We start from the raw sequence: 15,809 nt of genomic DNA, 5'->3' as shown, positions 1-15,809 counted from the left end.
GCGTTACTGCTTCTTCTTGACCATGCCGAGCTGGATCCACACGCCGGCGGGCTGGCGGAGCAGGTCACTCTCGTTCTCCGGGAAGCCGGTGAAACGGTTGGTGTTGACGAACTGGGTGTTGACGTAGTCCCAGAGCTGGACCACCGGCAGGTCCTGGTTGGCCGCCTTGGCGAGCTTGCCGACGATGGCCTTCTGCTCGTCACCGGAGACCGAGTTCAGCTTGGCGGTCAGCTCACCGGGATTGATCTTCTCGCCGTCGACCTCGATGGTCTCCGGGCCGCCCATCCAGTTGCCGTTCTTGCCGGGCTCGGCGTGCTTGACCTTGCCGCCGAGGACCGACCAGCCGTTGGAGGCACCGTAGAGGCGCTGGAAGATGTTGTACGGCGCGGGCCCGAGGGCGATCAGCCAGAACCCGACGTCGTACTTGCCGGCCGCGAGCTCCTCCAGGTAGATCGGGTAGTCGGCGACGCTCAGGACCTCGGCGTCGATGCCGGCCGCGTTGAGCTGGCTGGTGATCGCCTTGGCGCCGGAGACCCAGTCGGAGAACGGCGCCGGGACGTTGATGGTGAACTTCCACGGCTTGCCGTCGGGCAGCGTCCACTTGCCGCCCTCCTTCTTGAGGCCGGCCTCCTTGAACTCCTCCTCCGCCTTGGCCACGTCCAGCTTGTAGGGCTCCAGCTTGCCGAGCTCGTCGCCGAGCCAGTCGGCGGCGGGCTTCTGGTGGATGCCGGTGGTGGTGACGGCCGGGGTGCCGCCCTCGGGAGAGGCGATCTTGGTGATCTCGTCGCGGTTGATCAGGTAGGCCAGGCCGCGCCGCACGTGGACGTTGTCGTAGGGCTTCTTGGACTGGTTGAACGCCAGGCCCAGCGCCACCGGGGAGAAGCCCTTGACGACGCCGTTGCCGGGCGTGGCGGAGATGCGCTTCATCACGTCGGTGGGCACCGCGGTGAACGGCGCGCTGTCGAGCTTGCCGGCGATGAGGTAGTTCCAGATCTGCTCGTTGCCGGTGTAGTTGAGCAGCTTGACCTGGTCGGGGCCGACGTTCGCGGCGTTGTAGAAGTTCTTGTTCTTGACCAGCAGCGCCTCGCCGGGGTTCATCCGCTCCAGCGTGTAGGGGCCGGCGGAGACGTCCTTGGGCGGGGCGAAGGCGAGGACCTTCTCCGCCAGCGCGGTGATCTCCTCGCGGGCCTTGTCGGCGTCGGCGCCCTCGCCGCGGGCGGCCTTGAGCTTGTCCCAGAAGTCGGCGGGCAGCACGCTCTCCCAGACGTGCTTGGGCACGACCGCACTGTCCATGACGCCGCGCACGAACGTGACGCTGGGGTTCTCCATGTCCTGGGTGATCTTGACGGTCTTGTCGTCGACCACCTCGACCTCGGAGGCCGCGCCGGCCGCGCCCGGGGTGATGGCGAAGGCGGTGCTGCCCTGGGTGTAGGCGAGGGCGATGGAGAACTTGACGTCCTCGGCGGTGACCGGCTTGCCGTCGGACCACTTGTTGTTCGGCTGCAGGTGCAGGGTGATCGAGGAGTTGTCCGGCGCGATCTCCCAGCTCGCCGCGATGCCCGGGTAGAACTGGTTCGGGTCGGTCAGGTGGTTCTTCGTCCAGGCGAGCTTCATGACGTTGTAGCCGGCGAACGCGTTGCCCTTGGGGCTCCACGGGTTGAACGGGCCGTTGACGTCGAGGCCGGGCTTGTTGCCGTCGATCGTGGTGTAGAGGCCACCACCCCCGCCGGCGCCGCCCGCGGCGGACTTGTCTCCGGTGTTGCCGCTGCACGCCGTGACGGCGGCGAGGCCGAGCAGTGCCGCTACGGCCGCTAGTCGCTTCATGAACCACTCCGTTGGGGCTTACGTGGCCGGGATAGCCGGGGTTGACCGGACCCTATGGTCGCCCCGCGAGGGACGTCAATAATCTCCAGACGTTGTGAGAATCCTGTAACTTTCCTTCATCGCCGTCCGGGAGCCCCAGAGAGCCGCCCCTCTGGTACGGCACGCCCGCTCCGGCCGTACGGGACGTCCAGGGAGGCTACCCGCCAACGGGTCAGGGAGCGGCAAAGAGCCCGTCAAGTGCGTGAACGGCCCCGCGGGGCGCGGCATGATGCCCGCTCGTGACCGAGACGGAACGCAGCTCACCGGAAAGGGGCCGGCCGTGGCGCAGAAGGTGATCCTGGTCGACGACCTCGACCACTCCGAGGGCACCGACGTGGCGAGGCGGGAGTTCTCCCTGCTGAACCGGACCTTCGCCATCGACCTGTCCGACGACAACCAGCGGCGGCTGCGCGAGGCCCTCGGCCTGATCGAGAAGGTCCTGGAGAGCTCCCGGGAGGTCAGGCAGGCGTCGCGGGCGCGGCGGCCCGCCGACTCCCCCGTCCGCCTGCGCGGGCACACCACCACCGACGTCCGCGAGTGGGCCCGCGAGCAGGGCCTGGAGGTGCCGGTCCGGGGCCGCGTCCCGGAGGAGGTGCTCGACCGGTTCCTCGCCGCCCACCCCGGCGCCGTACCGGACCGGGAGGAAGCGCCGGACCGGCCGGAGCCGGAGTAGGCGGCCGGGGCGTCGGGACGGCGGGCCGGGACGGCGCGGGGCGAGGCTCCGGAGACGGCGTAGGGACCGGCGCCGGGAACCCGCGCTACGCTCCCTTGAGGGAGGTGAGCGCGCTGGTCACGGGGGTCGGCACGGGTGATGGGGGCGGCCTCGACGTGCGCGAGCTGCGCGACGTCGGGGAGTTCGAGGACGCCGTACGGCTGTTCGACGCGATCTGGCGCCCCGATCCGGGCAACCGGCCGATCACGGTGGAGCTGATGCGGGCGCTGTCGCACGCGGGCAACTACGTCGCGGGCGCCTACCAGGGCGGGCGGCTGGCAGGGGCGTCGGTGGCGTTCCTGGCCGCCCCGATCGGCCGGGCCCTGCACTCCCACGTCACCGGCGCCCTCCCCGGCCGCGGCGCCGGCCTCGCGCTGAAGCTGCACCAGCGCGCCTGGGCGCTGGAGCGGGGCCTGGACCGCGTCACCTGGACCTACGACCCGCTGGTGCGCCGCAACGCCCACTTCAACCTGGCCAAACTCGGCGCCCACGCCGAGGAGTACCTGCCGTCGTTCTACGGGGCCATGGACGACGCGATCAACGCCGGGGACGAGTCGGACCGGCTGCTCGCCGTGTGGCACCTTTCGGAGCCGCGCGTGCTGGCCGCCGCGCGGGGCGAGCCGTACGTCCCGGAGGTGCCCGCGGACGCGGTGACCGGCCTGGCCGTCCTGGAGGGCCTGCCGTCGCCGGTCCCGGCCGGGGCCTGGGCCGGGGCCCGTACCGTCCTGGTGGCGGTGCCCGAGGACGTCGAGGCGCTGCGCCGGGCCGACCCGGACGCGGCCCGGGCGTGGCGGCACGCCGTACGGGAGGTGCTGGGCGGGCTGCTGGCGGAGGGCGCCCTGGTCACCGGCTTCGACCGCCGGGCCGGATACGTCGTGGAACGGCCCGGGCCGCTGGAACGGCTCGGATCATGAGTGAGAGGAGAGGCGGCGCGGGCCGCACACCATGAAGATCACCGGAATCGAGCTGCGGCGGATCGCGATGCCGCTGGTGGCGCCGTTCCGCACCTCGTTCGGCACGGAGACCGAGCGCGACGTGCTGCTCGTGCGAGTCGTCACCCCCGACGCCGAGGGCTGGGGCGAGTGCGTGGCCATGTCGGAGCCGCTGTACTCCTCCGAGTACGTGGACGGCGCCGCCGACGCGCTGCGCCGCTTCCTGATCCCCGCCCTGCCCGCGCACGCCGACGCCGAGGCCGTCAACCGGGCGATGGAGCCGTTCAAGGGCCACCGCATGGCCAAGGCCGCCCTGGAGACCGCCGTGCTGGACGCGTCGCTCCGCGCCTCGGGGCGATCCCTCGGCTCGTTCCTCGGCGCCTCCCGCGACCGGGTGCCCTGCGGCGTGTCGGTCGGCATCATGGACTCGGTCCCGGAGCTGCTCGACACCGTGGCGGGCTACCTCGACGAGGGGTACGTCCGGGTCAAGCTGAAGATCCAGCCGGGCTGGGACGTGGAGCCGGTGCGGGCCGTGCGCGAGCGGTTCGGCCCCGACCTGCTCCTGCAGGTCGACGCCAACGCCGCCTACAGCCTCGGCGACGCCCCCCGGCTGGCCGCGCTCGACGCCTTCGGCCTGCTGCTCGTCGAGCAGCCGCTGGCCGACGACGACATGGTGCAGCACGCCCGGCTCGCCCGGCGGATCGCCACCCCGATCTGCCTGGACGAGTCGATCGAGTCGGCCCGGCACGCCGCCGCCGCCATCTCCCTGGGCGCGTGCTCGATCATCAACGTCAAGCCCGGCCGGGTGGGCGGCTATCTCGAGGCCCGCCGCATCCACGACCTGGCCCGCGCCCACGGGGTGACGCTGTGGTGCGGCGGGATGCTGGAGACCGGCGTCGGCCGCGCCGCCAACCTCGCCCTGGCCGCGCTGCCCGGCTTCACCCTGCCGGGCGACACCTCCGCCTCGCGCCGCTACTTCGCCACCGACGTCACCGCCCCGTTCGAGTTGCGCGACGGTCACCTCGACGTCCCCACCGGTCCGGGCATCGGCGTCGACCCGCTGCCCGGCGTCCTGGACGAGGTCACCGTCTCCACGGAGTGGATCCCGCTCTGACCCGGCGGGCGCCCCGGTGCCCTCCCCGGAAGCCCGGCGGACTCACCGGAGCCCGCCGGGCCCTCACTGCTTCGGCGTTCCGGTGCCCAGTTCGGGGACGAACTGGGTCATGCACCCCATGGAGTCGTCCGCCGTGCCGCAGAGGACCGGCCAGGTGAGGAACGGCCCGTACTTGAGCCGCCGGTTGACCTTGCCGGTGGGGTTGAAGGTGTTGTCCGGGCCGTACTTGCCGTGCGGGCCGAACCTGTCGGCGAAGGGCACCGCCGGGCGGGCCTCGGCCCGGTCCGGCCCGGCCGCGCTCCCCCCCTGTCCGGAGGAGGGGGCCGCCTGCGCCTGGCTCTGCCTGGACGGAGCCTGCCCGCCGCGATTCCTCGACGCCGCCATCCTCCCCGCACGGCTGCGGCCCACGGCCTCCCGCCCGGTGAACCGCCCCCGCCCGTTGCCGGCCGCATCCTCGGAGGTGGACGCGTCCTCGCCCCGCTGCGGCGCGGCGGCCTGACGCCTCGGTACGGCGTGCCGTCGCGACGCGTCCTGCCGCTCGGCCGAGGCCCTGCCCCGCCGCTCGGAATGCGTCCCGCCCTGCCGTCCGGAGGCCGCCCCGTCCTGCCGGAACGCGGCGTCGTCCCGCCGGGTGCCGGAGCCGTGCGCGCCGGGGCCCCGGGCGCTCGACCCGTGGACGCCGGGACCGTGGACGCCGGGACCGTGGACGCCGGGACCGTGGACGCCGGGGGCCCGGACGCCGGCGACCGGTTCCCCTGTCGTGGACCCGGTGGTGTCCGCCCGGCAGACGCCCCCCGGCACGGCGAGGAGGGCGGTGCCCAGGGCGGCGAGCGACAGCTTCGCCATTGTGCCCACCGAAGAACTCATGATTAGTCCTTTCTGGACATTTCATCCTATTAATGCGCCACACATCTTCTAAACCGCCGGTCACCAGATACCCGGCCACTTTCTGCGATAACGAGAAATAGTTAATCGTGGCGTTTGATTTATGGATGGAGCCGGAAATTTACCGGTGGAATCAACGGCGATACCGCGTTGTGGTCGTCGTCCTTCGACACCCAAGGCCACGCAACGCGCCGGAAGCGGCCCTCCCAAGCTCGCGACGCGCCGGAAGCGGCCCGCCCGAAACGGCGTGGGACACGGGAGGGGCGGCCCCGGCGGGCGATGCCGGGCAGCGGGAAGCGGGCCGGGGACGTCCGTGACGTCCCCGACCCGCGCGGCGGCGCGCCTCGGTCCCCGGGCGCGGCGCCGTACTCTCGGCTTTTCAGCCCCCTCGCGGGGCGCGGCTCAGTTCCCGAGCGCGGCGGGAAGCCTCTCCAGCAGGCCCTTGAGGTCGTCGGCGTGCTCCTCCTCCTGGGCGAGGAGGTCCTCGAAGACGCGCCGGGTGGTCACGTCCCGGTCGCCGAGCCACTGGACGATCTCGGTGTAGGAGGCGATGGCGACCCGCTCGGCCACCAGGTCCTCCTTGATCATTTCGACGAGGTCGAGGCTGTCGTCGTACTCGGCGTGCGAGCGCAGGGTCAGCGTCTCGGGGTTGAAGTCCGGTTCGCCGCCGAGCTGCACGATGCGCTGGGCGAGGCGGTCGGCGTGCTCCTGCTCCTCCCCCGCGTGCTCCAGGAACTCCGCGGCCACCGGCTCCGCGTAGATCCCGGTGGCGGTGTAGTAGTGCCGCTTGTATCGGAGCACGCAGACCAGCTCCGTGGCCAGCGCCTCGTTGCACACCTGGATCACCCGCGGAAGGTCGGCGCCGTAGGCGGACGTGATCGGCCCCTTGTCGATCTCCTGGCGGGCCCTGGCGCGGATCTCCTTGATGTCGGTGAGAAATTCAGCCATGTACTTCCTCTACCCATCTCGTCCCTTTCATGCCGTTTTTTGCCATTCTCCCGGCGGTCGCCGGCTCTCCCCGCGGAGCCCTCCACGCTCTCCGGACGGTGTCAGGACCGTTACCGGCGGGCCGGTTCGCCGTCCGGCTCCCCGGGTAGTCGCACCCGACCATGGGAACCGCGACGGAAGTGCCGCAGACACGGAGCATGAGCGGCGAGGAGCTGTCGGCCGACCACGCCTGGGTCACCCTGCGCAGGTACGGCCGCTGGCACCTCGTACGCGACTCCTTCGCCAGGTTCAGGTACGGCGAGGGCATGACCAACTCCCGGGCGCTGGCCTTCCAGATCTGCCTGTCGATCATCCCCGGCGCCATCGCGCTGGTGGGGCTGAGCTCGGTGGTCAACCAGGAGCACCTGGGCGAGGTGCTCGAACTCACGCTGAGCCGGATCGCGCCCGGGGCCGGGGCGGAAGCGGTCCGGGACGTGCTCTCCGAAAGCCACCGGCAGGCGGGCCACACCGGGGGCACCCTGGCACTGTGGCTCGGCCTGTGCACCGCGCTGGTCTCGCTGACCAGCGCCATGGCCCAGGTGGAGCGGGGCGCCAACCGCATCTACGGCGTGGAGCGCGACCGCCCGTTCCACCGCAAGTACGGCAGGGCCCTGCTGATGGCGCTGACCGCGGGCGCGTTCATGACCGCGGGCTTCGTGGTGATGGTGGGCGGCGGCGCGATCGGCCGGGCGCTCGCCCAGGTCTACGACTGGGGCGGGGCCGAGCTGCGGGCGTTCACGCTGGTGCGCTGGCCGGTCGGGTTCCTGCTGGCAGTGCTGTCGGCGTCGGTGCTGTTCCGCGCCGCGCCGCGGCGCAGGCAGCCGGGCCACACCTGGCTCGCGTTCGGCGCCCTGGTCGCGATCGCCCTGTGGACGGTGTTCACGCTGCTGCTGGCGCTCTACATCGAGGGCAGCGGCACCTTCGGCTCCACCTACGGCCCGCTCACCGCCGTCATGGCGCTGATGCTGTGGTCGTTCCTCAGCTCGATGGCGCTCTTCCTCGGGCTGGCCTTCGCCGCGCAGCTGGAGGCGTGCCGGGCCGGGAACGCCCGGCCGACCGAGCCGGACCCCGGACCAACGGCCGAGGAGGAGCGCGAGCCGCTGGTGGGCGCCGCCGGGACCGCCGTGGCGGACACCGTACGGCGGGTCACCGGGCTTCTGCGGGAGACCCCCGAGAGCGGGACTTCCGAGAGCGGGACTCCGGAGAACCCCGGACGGCGCGCGTCCTGAGGACGGGCCCCGGAGAGCGGGGCCCCGGGTACCCCGGACGGCGCGCGTCCCGGAGGCGGGGCCCCGGCTGAGCGGGACCTCCGGCGCCGCTCAGCCGGGCTCCGCCGGGTCGTCCCCGCGCAGGAGCGACCACACCGCCTGGGAGGTGAGCGGGGTGGTGGCGACCCCGGCGGCGATCTCGGGCACGGCCGCCGCCACCGCGTTGCCGATCGCCGCGGGCGGGCCGATCGTGCCCGCCTCCCCCACCCCCTTCATGCCGCCCGGAGTGATCGGCGAGGGTGTCTGGGTCAGGACGACCTCGATGTCCGGCACCTCCCGCGCCGTCGGCGGGAAGTAGTCGGCGGCCGGTTGCCCGTCGGCGGAGTAGGCGACCTCCTCGGTCAGCGCCATGCCGATCCCCTGGGCGATCGCGCCGCGCAGCTGGCCCTCGACGATCGCCGGGTTGACCAGCGTCCCGGAGTCGCCGACCACCCAGTACCCCTCGACCTCGACCGCGCCGGTCTCCACGTCGACGGCCACCGCCGCCGCGTGCGCCCCGTAGGCGTAGGTGTAGTCGGCGGGGTCGTGGGTGACGCGCTCCTCCAGCCCCGGCGGCACCCCCTCGGGCAGATCCCAGCCGCGCCAGGCCGACAGGGCGATCTCCCGCAGGGTCAGGCACGAGGCCGGGTCGCCCTTCACCCGGACGGCCCCGTCGGCGATTTCCAGGTCGTCGCCGGAGACCTCCAGCCGGTGGGCGGCGATGGCGACGATCCGGTCACGCAGCAGCCGGGCGGCGCGGTTCAGGGCGCCGCCGCCGACCACGAGGGAGCGGCTGGCGATGGAGCCGATCGAGGAGTACGGCGTGGCCGCGGTGTCGCCGAGCATCACCTGGACCCGGTCCAGCGGCACGCCCACGCCGTCCGCGGCGAGCTGGGCGAGCGTCGTCTCGATGCCCTGTCCCATCCCGGCCACCCCGGCGTGCACGACGAGCGAGGCGTCGGGCTCCATCCGCACGATCGCGGTCTCGAACCCGCCCGCGGCCTGGCCCGCGGCCTTGAGGCCCATGGACGGCCCCATGCCGGTGGCCTCCACGTGGCAGGAGAACCCGACGCCGCGCCTGCGCCCGTCACGCGGCGGCCCGACCCGGGCCAGCTCCCGCACCCGGCGCAGGGCGGCGGGGTAGTCGCCGCTGTCGTAGGACTGCCAGGTGCGGGTGGCGGCGGGCAGATCGTCAGGACCGATCATGTTGCGCAGCCGCAGTTCGACGGGGTCGGCCCCCAGCAGCCGCGCCGCCTCGTCCACCAGCCGCTCCCTGGTCCAGGTCGCCTCCGGCTGGCCGAAGCCCCGGTAGGAGCCGGTCGGGGTGGTGGTGGTGACGGCGGCGCGCACCCTCGCGCCGGCCCGCTCGAACCGGTAGGGGCCGGGCAGCATGATGGCCGACACGGCGAGCGGGCTGATCCCGACGTTCGACGGATGGGCGCCCAGGTCGCCGAGGATGTCGCAGTGCAGGGCGACGAACCCGCCGTCGGCGGTGAACGCCAGGCGGCCCCGGTGGACGGCGTCGCGGGCCGCCAGGGTGGCGGACAGGTGCTCGGCGCGCGTCTCCGACCACCGCACCGGGCGGCCGAGCCGCAGGGCGGCCAGGCAGACGAGCGCCTCGTCGGGGTAGAGGTGCTCCTTCGCGCCGAACCCTCCCCCGATGTCGCAGCCGATCACCCGTACCGCGTTGAGGGGCAGGCCCAGGGCCTCGGCCGCGTGGTCGCGCACGTGGTGCGGGGCCTGGGTGGCGGCCCAGATCGTGAGCGTGCCGTCGGAGAGGCCGGCCGCGATCCCGCGCGGCTCGATCGGGCTCGGCGCGGCCCGGCCCAGGCGGAATGTCATCTCCACGACGTGGTCGGCGGCGGCGATCGCCGCCTCGCAGTCGGTGTCGCCGACCTCGAAGTCGGTCACCAGGTTGGTGCCCCAGGCGGGGTACAGCAGCGGGGCGCCGTCGCGGACGGCGTTCTCCACGCCGACCACGGCGGGCAGCTCCTCGATGGCGAGGCCGATCAGGTCGGCGGCGTCCCGGGCGGCCTCCGGGGTCCGCGCCACGACGACGGCGAGCGGCTGCCCGGCGTAGCGGATCTCCTCGTCCAGCACCGGGTAGGAGGACTCGCGCTGCCCCGGCGCGACCGCCACGCACGGCAGCCGCGCGCCCGCCGCGTCGGCGGGGGTGATGACGCCGAGGACCCCCGCGGCGGAGCGGGCGGCCGCGGTGTCGCATCCGGTGAGCCGCCCGTGGGCGACGGGACTGCGCACGATCACCGCGTGCGCGGCGTCCGGCGGCCCGACGCCGCCGACGTATCTCCCGCGCCCGGTGAGCAGCCGCCCGTCCTCGCGGCGGGGGGCCCGCGCGCCGACGTAGGGGTGATGATCAGCCATGGACCCGATTCTGAGCGCCGCCCGCCCCCTCGCCAAGACCGCCGTACCGTACGGCGGCGCGGCGGCCCGCACCGTCGGCCGTCAGCCGTCCGTCAGCCGTCCGTCAGCCGGCCGGGCTGTCGGTCTGCCGGCCCACCTGCGTGGCCAGCTTCTCCAGGCTCTCGTCGAGGGAGCGGTGGACCTCCTCGGCGGACGGGGCGTGCTCCTCGTCGAAGAACGACAGGTGGATGGTCACCTCGCTCCCTCCGGCGCCGCTGTCGGCGACCTGGAGCCAGCCGCTGTAGCTGGCGTCGTCGCGGGTGCCCCACTCCAGCCGGAGCTGCTCCGGGACGGCCCGGAACAGGGCGCGGGAGTCCTGCCCGGTGTCGTCCTCGTGCACGGTCACCGCCGGCGGCTCCTCGGCGTGCACGTGCAGTTCGCGGGGCAGCCAGTCGTCGAGCCGGTCCAGGTCGCTCACCTCGTCGAACACGATCTCCGCGGTCGCGGGCATGGTGCGGGAACGCTCGTACTCACTCATCGCAATCGTCACTCCCTGTCACGGAAACGTCGAACGGCCCCTTACCCGCCCCCGGCCCGTCCATCCCTGGCCCGTTCATCCCTGGCCCGTCCATCCCGGCCCGTCCGCCCCCGGGGTCTCCGGACCCACGCCGTCCGTCCGGGACATGGCGCGCCGCGGGCGCCGGATCCCCGGGGTGGCGATCCGGGACGGATGCCGCGATCATGGTCCTTCCTGACAGCGCAGACGGCGAGGTTGACGATGACGGCGGAGCAGGCACCCCCCGGAGTGAATCCGCAGATCCCGAACGCGGCCCGGATGTACGACTACTTCCTCGGCGGGAAGGACAACTTCCAGGCCGACCGGGACCTCGCCGAGCTGGTCCTCTCGGTGCTGCCCGAGACCAGGCAGGGCGCCCGGGAGAACCGGCTGCTGATCGGCCGGGTCGTCGAGTATCTCGCCGAACGGGGGATCGACCAGTTCCTCGACCTCGGCTCGGGACTGCCGGCCCGGCAGAACGTGCACGAGGTGGCCCTGCGGTTCGCCCCGGACGCCCGGGTGGCCTACGTCGACAGCGACCCGGTGGTCTGCGCGCACGGCAACGCCCTGCTGGCCAGGAACGAAAACGTGATCATGGTGCAGGCGGACGTGACCGACCCGCGGAGCGTCCTGGAGGACCCGCGGTTACGGAAGTTCCTCGACTTCGACCGGCCGGTCGCGGTCCTGATGATGTTCTTCCTGCACCTGATCCCCGAGGACGCCGACCCGCAGGGGTTCGTCGCGGCCTACCGCGACGCCCTGCCGTCCGGCAGCCACCTGGCGATCTCGCACGTCGCCGGGGACGCCGACCCCGAGCGCACCGCCAGGGTCGCCGAGCTGTACCGGCGGTCGAACGCGGCGTTCACCCCCCGGTCGCGCGAGGAGGTCGCCGGGTTCTTCGGGGACTTCGAGCTCATCCCGCCCGGGCTGGCCGACGGCACCGGCACGGAGAGCGTGTGGCCGTTCGCCGACCCGGAGGTGCCGCCGTCCGCCTACGCCGACATGGCGGGCATGGCGTACGTGGGCGTGGGCCGCAAGCCCTGACCCGTCCCCCGGCGGACGCCGTCAGGTGTCGGTTCCGCCGGGTACGGGAATCCTCCTGTCCGGGTCGTTCGCTCTCCGGAAGAACGCCTCGGACGCCGGAGCGGGAGGAGAGGGTCGTGGAGTCCTTCGCGGACGGCGGGCTGCCTCCCGACGACGTGGTGGTGGCGGCGCTGCGGGCCGGGGACGAGGCGATGTTCGCGACGCTGCTGGACACCTGGTCACGCGGGATGCTGTGGCTGGCCCGCTCCCACGTGTCCACCAACGACTCGGCGCAGGAGGTCGTCCAGGACACCTGGCTGGCGGTCATCCGGGGCATCGACGCCTTCGAGGGCCGCTCGTCGGTCAAGACGTGGGTCTACCGGATCCTGGTCAACACGGCCAGGAAGCGCGGCGTCCGGGAGAACCGCGTGGTCCCGTGGAGCAGCGCGTTCGAGCATGAGAGCCCGACCGTCGAGCCCGCGCGTTTCCAGGACGCCGACGACCTCCTCCCGGGCTTCTGGAAGGACGCCCCGGCGGCCTGGCCCACCCCCGAGGGCGAGGTCCTGGCCACAGAGATGCGCGGCCTGATCACCAAGGCCCTGGCGGAGCTGCCTCACCGGCAGCGGGTCGTGATCACCCTTCGTGACGTCGAGGGGTGCACCTCCGAGGAGGTGTGCGAGATCCTGGAGATCTCCCCCGCCAACCAGCGGGTCCTGCTGCACCGCGCCCGGGCGGCCGTGCGCGGGCGGCTGGAGGAGTATTTCGAGACGGCGGGACGGTCGGCGTAGTGAAAACGGTTCAGGTTCGAGACGGTGAGGCGGTCGGCGCTGTGAAGCGGTTCAGCTGCGACGAGGTGGTGGAACTCGTCACCGCCTACCTGGAAGGCGAGCTCGACGAGACCACCCGGTGCCTGTTCGCCGAGCACCTGTCCGGGTGCGAGGGCTGCGCGCGCTACCTCGGCCAGATCCGCGCCACCGCGGACGCCCTGGGCGCCCTCGGCGCCTCCGGTCCCGGCGCAGGCGGGGAGCCGTCCCGCCCGCCGTCCGACGGGCTTCCGCAGAGCGCGCGGGAGCGGCTGCTCGCGGCCTTCCGCGAGCACCGGCGCTCCTGAGGGCCACTGCTCGCGGCTTTCGCGAGCACCGGCGCTCCTGAGAGCCGCCGCGCCCCCTCCCCGCCCGGGAAATTCGCCGCGCCTCCGGTGTAACGCCCGCGCCCCTGCCGGGTCTGTAGTCCCGTACCCGTCAGGCGGGAGGGGCGGCCGATGAACGGTCTGGTGACCGGGGAGACTCCGATCCGGGACGCCGCGGAGGTGGAGGACTTCGCGCGCCGCTGCTTCGGCGGCGGCCCCGGCGACCGGCTGGGGATAGAGCTGGAGTTCCTGGTCTTCGACCTCGGGAGCCCCACGCGTCAGGTCCCCCTGGACAGGGTCGCCGCCGCGCTGCCGCCGCTGCCCGGCGGGAGCCGGGTGACGTTCGAGCCGGGCGGGCAGCTGGAGCTCTCCGGGCCGGCGGGCCCGCTGCCGGAGGCCGTCGCCCGGGTGGCCGCGGACGTCGACGCGGCACGCGGGGCGCTGCGGGAGGCCGGCCTGGCGCTGGCCGGGGCGGGCCTCGACCCGGTACGGCCCGCCCGGCGGCAGCTCCGCCTGCCCCGCTACGACGCGATGGCGGCGTTCTTCGGCTCGCCGTACGGGCCGCTGATGATGTGCTCGACCGCGTCCGTCCAGGTGAACGTGGACCTGGGCGAACATCCCGGGACGCGCTGGGAGCGGGCGCACCTGCTGGGGCCGGTCCTGACGGCGGCCTTCGCCAACTCGCCGCTGCTGGAGGGCGGGCCGTGCGGGTGGATGTCGGGCCGCCAGGTGGTGTGGGAGCGTCTCGACCCGACGCGGACGGCTCCCGTCCCCCTCCGGGGGGATCCGGTGGCGGCGTGGCGGGACTACCTCCTCGACGCCCGGGTGATGCTCGTGCGCGAGGAGGACGGGGACGGCGAGCGGTGCCGCCCGGTCGGCGACGGGTCGTCCCTGCGGGACTGGCTGGCCGCGTCCCAGGCCGTCCCCGCCCGCCCGGTACCGGTCGTCCCGCCCCGCCCCGCGCCCGGGGCGCCGGGCCCGTCGTACGGCTCGCCGCCGCGCCCGCCCGCCTCCGCCGCCTCCCCGGCGCCCTCGTACGCCGGACGCGGCCTGCCAGCGCGCCCGCCCACCCCGGCGGACCTGGCCTACCACGCCACCACGGTCTTCCCCCCGGTACGGCCGCGCGGCTGGCTGGAGATCCGCTACCTCGACGCGCAGCACCCGGCGTGGTGGCCGGTGTGCGCGGCGGTGACCCACGCCCTCGTGACGGACGACCTGGCGGCCGGCGCGGCGCTGGCCGCGGCGGAGCCGTACGCGGGGAGCTGGGCGCGGGCGGCACGGCACGGGCTGGCGGACCCCGGGCTGCGCGCGGCGGCCGACGCCTGCTTCCGGGCCGCCCTCGCCGCGCTGCCCCGGCTGGGCGCGCCGCCCGCGCTGGTCCGCCGGGCGGAGGCGTTCGCCGACCGGTACGTGACGCCCGGCAGGTCCCCGGCCGCGGACCTGCTCGACCTGTTCGGCGCGACCGCCCCGGCGGCGGAGCCGGAGCGGAGCCTGGCGGCCTGGCTGGCCGGCGAGGAGGGGTGGACGTACGCGGCATGACGGCCGGCACCACGGGCGCACACGGGCGGCGCGGGCCACCGTACGGGCGGCGCGCGCGGCACGGACGGTGAGGAGGACGCGGGGTGACGAAGGGGATGAGCGGGTTGGGCAGGATGATCGTTGACGGGACCGACGCGGACCGCCTCAAGGAGCGGATCGCCGCCGAGCTGATCGCGGTGCGCGGCAGGTCGCTGGCCTACACCGACGCCGAGGACGACCTGCTGGTGCGGCAGCACTCGCCGCTGATGTCGCCGCTGGTGTGGGACCTGGCGCACGTCGGCAACTACGAGGAGCTGTGGGTGCTGCGCGAGGCCGGCGGGATCACCCCGCTGCGGCCGGAGATCGACGACCTGTACGACGCGTTCAGGCATCCGCGCCGGGACAGGCCCTCCCTGCCGATCCTGGGACCGGCCGAGGCGCGCCGCTACATCGAGGGCGTGCGCGGCCGGGTGCTGGACGTCCTGGACGGCTTCGACCCGAACGACCCCGACCCGCTGCGCCGTGGCGGCTTCGTCTTCGGCCTGGTCATCCAGCACGAGCACCAGCACGACGAGACGATGCTCGCCACCCTCCAGCTCTCCGGCGAGCCGGGCCTGGTGCGCGACGCCGAGCTGCCGCCCGGCCGCCCCGGCGGGCCGGAGGAGGTGTTCGTGCCCGCGGGCCCCTTCCTCATGGGCACCTCCACGCTGCCGTGGGCCTACGACAACGAGCGGCCCGCTCACCCGGTGGACCTGCCCGCCTACTGGATCGACCGGTTCCCCGTCGGCAACGCCGCCTACGCCGCGTTCGTCGAGGACGGCGGCTACGACGACCCGCGGTGGTGGAGCGAGGAGGGCGGGCGCTGGCTGCGCGAGAGCCGGGCCCGCGCGCCGCTGTTCTGGATCAGGGACGGCGGTGACTGGTGGCGCACCCGCTTCGGCCGGACCGAGCCGGTCCTCATGGACGAGCCGGTGCAGCACGTGTGCTGGTACGAGGCCGAGGCGTACGCCCGCTGGGCCGGCAGGAGGCTGCCCACCGAGGCCGAGTGGGAGAAGGCGTGCGGGTGGGACCCGGTGGCCGGGCGGGCGCGGGCCTACCCGTGGGGCGACGACGACCCCGGGCCCGGCAGGGCGAACCTGGGGCACCGGGCCGCGCGGCCGGCGCCGCTGGGGGCCTACCCCGCCGGGGCGAGCGCCTACGGCGCCGAGCAGATGGTCGGGGACGTGTGGGAGTGGACCGCCTCGCACTTCCTGCCCTACCCGGGTTTCCGCAGCTTCCCCTACCGGGAGTACAGCGAGGTCTTCTTCGGCTCCGGCCACCGGGTGCTGCGCGGCGGCTCCTGGGCGGCCGACCCGGCGGCGGTCCGCACCACGTTCCGCAACTGGGACCTGCCGATCCGGCGGCAGATCTTCTCCGGGTTCCGCTGCGCCCGGTCGGCGTCCGCCGAGGAGTCCTGACATGCCGGCGCATGTTCGCTGGGGA

The 15,809-nt window shown here is 73.8% G+C and carries 14 protein-coding genes; 9 read left to right on the top strand and 5 right to left on the bottom strand.

Translation table 11 applies throughout. The annotated features are described in order from the left end of the window. Positions 1-3: 3 nt before the first annotated feature. Positions 4-1,824 (bottom strand): ABC transporter substrate-binding protein, encoded by a 1,821-nt coding sequence (locus IEZ10_RS31875; RefSeq protein ID WP_189250230.1) that lies wholly within the window; start codon positions 1,822-1,824, stop codon positions 4-6. Between the two features lie 319 nt (positions 1,825-2,143). On the opposite strand from IEZ10_RS31875, the gene IEZ10_RS31870 reads away from it, so the two are divergent. The 3 genes from IEZ10_RS31870 to menC all read left to right on the top strand — a co-directional run bounded on the left by IEZ10_RS31870 (position 2,144) and on the right by menC (position 4,621). Then, positions 2,144-2,536, top strand: coding sequence for a histone-like nucleoid-structuring protein Lsr2 (locus IEZ10_RS31870; RefSeq protein ID WP_189250229.1), 393 nt, complete (start codon positions 2,144-2,146; stop codon positions 2,534-2,536). Between the two features lie 104 nt (positions 2,537-2,640). Beyond that, entirely contained in the window at positions 2,641-3,489 is an 849-nt protein-coding gene (locus tag IEZ10_RS31865; RefSeq protein WP_229811856.1) for a GNAT family N-acetyltransferase, read from the top strand. Between the two features lie 31 nt (positions 3,490-3,520). Continuing rightward, a complete protein-coding gene (menC, locus tag IEZ10_RS31860) occupies positions 3,521-4,621 on the top strand; it encodes an o-succinylbenzoate synthase (RefSeq protein ID WP_189250228.1) in 1,101 nt (366 codons plus the stop codon). A gap of 63 nt (positions 4,622-4,684) precedes the next feature. Here menC and IEZ10_RS31855 read toward each other — a convergent pair whose 3' ends face one another. Together IEZ10_RS31855 and IEZ10_RS31850 are read right to left on the bottom strand one after the other, a co-directional pair. Beyond that, entirely contained in the window at positions 4,685-5,488 is an 804-nt protein-coding gene (locus tag IEZ10_RS31855; RefSeq protein WP_189250227.1) for a hypothetical protein, read from the bottom strand. Positions 5,489-5,908: 420 nt separating this feature from the next. Then, complete coding sequence (locus IEZ10_RS31850; protein ID WP_189250226.1) at positions 5,909-6,454, bottom strand: ferritin-like domain-containing protein; 546 nt, start codon at positions 6,452-6,454, stop codon at positions 5,909-5,911. A gap of 197 nt (positions 6,455-6,651) precedes the next feature. Here IEZ10_RS31850 and IEZ10_RS31845 point away from each other — a divergent pair, with 197 nt between their 5' ends. Then, the gene (locus tag IEZ10_RS31845; RefSeq protein WP_229811855.1) at positions 6,652-7,722 is read left to right on the top strand and encodes a YihY/virulence factor BrkB family protein; all 1,071 of its coding nucleotides are present in this window, start codon (positions 6,652-6,654) and stop codon (positions 7,720-7,722) included. A gap of 90 nt (positions 7,723-7,812) precedes the next feature. Here IEZ10_RS31845 and IEZ10_RS31840 read toward each other — a convergent pair whose 3' ends face one another. Beyond that, positions 7,813-10,122, bottom strand: coding sequence for a xanthine dehydrogenase family protein molybdopterin-binding subunit (locus IEZ10_RS31840; protein WP_189250224.1), 2,310 nt, complete (start codon positions 10,120-10,122; stop codon positions 7,813-7,815). 103 nt (positions 10,123-10,225) lie between these two features. Then, positions 10,226-10,639, bottom strand: a complete 414-nt coding sequence (locus tag IEZ10_RS31835; RefSeq protein WP_189250223.1) for an SRPBCC family protein — start codon at positions 10,637-10,639, stop codon at positions 10,226-10,228. A gap of 240 nt (positions 10,640-10,879) precedes the next feature. On the opposite strand from IEZ10_RS31835, the gene IEZ10_RS31830 reads away from it, so the two are divergent. The 5 genes from IEZ10_RS31830 (at position 10,880) to egtB (ending at position 15,784) form a co-directional block, all read left to right on the top strand. Further along, entirely contained in the window at positions 10,880-11,701 is an 822-nt protein-coding gene (locus tag IEZ10_RS31830; protein WP_189250222.1) for an SAM-dependent methyltransferase, read from the top strand. A gap of 116 nt (positions 11,702-11,817) precedes the next feature. Further along, positions 11,818-12,468, top strand: a complete 651-nt coding sequence (locus IEZ10_RS31825; protein ID WP_229811854.1) for an RNA polymerase sigma factor — start codon at positions 11,818-11,820, stop codon at positions 12,466-12,468. 41 nt (positions 12,469-12,509) lie between these two features. Beyond that, positions 12,510-12,791 (top strand): anti-sigma factor family protein, encoded by a 282-nt coding sequence (locus IEZ10_RS31820; RefSeq protein ID WP_189250221.1) that lies wholly within the window; start codon positions 12,510-12,512, stop codon positions 12,789-12,791. A 150-nt stretch (positions 12,792-12,941) separates the two neighbouring features. Further along, the gene (locus IEZ10_RS31815; protein ID WP_189250220.1) at positions 12,942-14,348 is read left to right on the top strand and encodes a glutamate-cysteine ligase family protein; all 1,407 of its coding nucleotides are present in this window, start codon (positions 12,942-12,944) and stop codon (positions 14,346-14,348) included. 113 nt (positions 14,349-14,461) lie between these two features. Then, a complete protein-coding gene (gene egtB, locus IEZ10_RS31810; protein ID WP_189250291.1) occupies positions 14,462-15,784 on the top strand; it encodes an ergothioneine biosynthesis protein EgtB in 1,323 nt (440 codons plus the stop codon). Positions 15,785-15,809: the final 25 nt, after the last annotated feature.

Origin of the sequence: Streptosporangium pseudovulgare (assembly GCF_014648055.1) — a bacterium.
Lineage (GTDB): Bacteria > Actinomycetota > Actinomycetes > Streptosporangiales > Streptosporangiaceae > Streptosporangium > Streptosporangium pseudovulgare.
Note: the sequence above shows the minus strand (reverse complement) of the source record. Positions and strands in the feature narration are given on the sequence as shown.

Bases quoted from the DNA above. Each gene is read 5' to 3' on its own strand.
- IEZ10_RS31855 (WP_189250227.1), bottom strand. From the start codon at position 5,488: ATGAGTTCTTCGGTGGGCACAATGGCGAAGCTGTCGCTCGCCGCCCTG.
- IEZ10_RS31840 (WP_189250224.1), bottom strand. From the start codon at position 10,122: ATGGCTGATCATCACCCCTACGTCGGCGCGCGGGCCCCCCGCCGCGAG.
- IEZ10_RS31875 (WP_189250230.1), bottom strand. From the start codon at position 1,824: ATGAAGCGACTAGCGGCCGTAGCGGCACTGCTCGGCCTCGCCGCCGTC.
- menC (WP_189250228.1), top strand. From the start codon at position 3,521: ATGAAGATCACCGGAATCGAGCTGCGGCGGATCGCGATGCCGCTGGTG.
- IEZ10_RS31845 (WP_229811855.1), top strand. From the start codon at position 6,652: ATGAGCGGCGAGGAGCTGTCGGCCGACCACGCCTGGGTCACCCTGCGC.
- IEZ10_RS31850 (WP_189250226.1), bottom strand. From the start codon at position 6,454: ATGGCTGAATTTCTCACCGACATCAAGGAGATCCGCGCCAGGGCCCGC.
- IEZ10_RS31835 (WP_189250223.1), bottom strand. From the start codon at position 10,639: ATGAGTGAGTACGAGCGTTCCCGCACCATGCCCGCGACCGCGGAGATC.
- IEZ10_RS31830 (WP_189250222.1), top strand. From the start codon at position 10,880: ATGACGGCGGAGCAGGCACCCCCCGGAGTGAATCCGCAGATCCCGAAC.
- egtB (WP_189250291.1), top strand. From the start codon at position 14,462: ATGATCGTTGACGGGACCGACGCGGACCGCCTCAAGGAGCGGATCGCC.
- IEZ10_RS31815 (WP_189250220.1), top strand. From the start codon at position 12,942: ATGAACGGTCTGGTGACCGGGGAGACTCCGATCCGGGACGCCGCGGAG.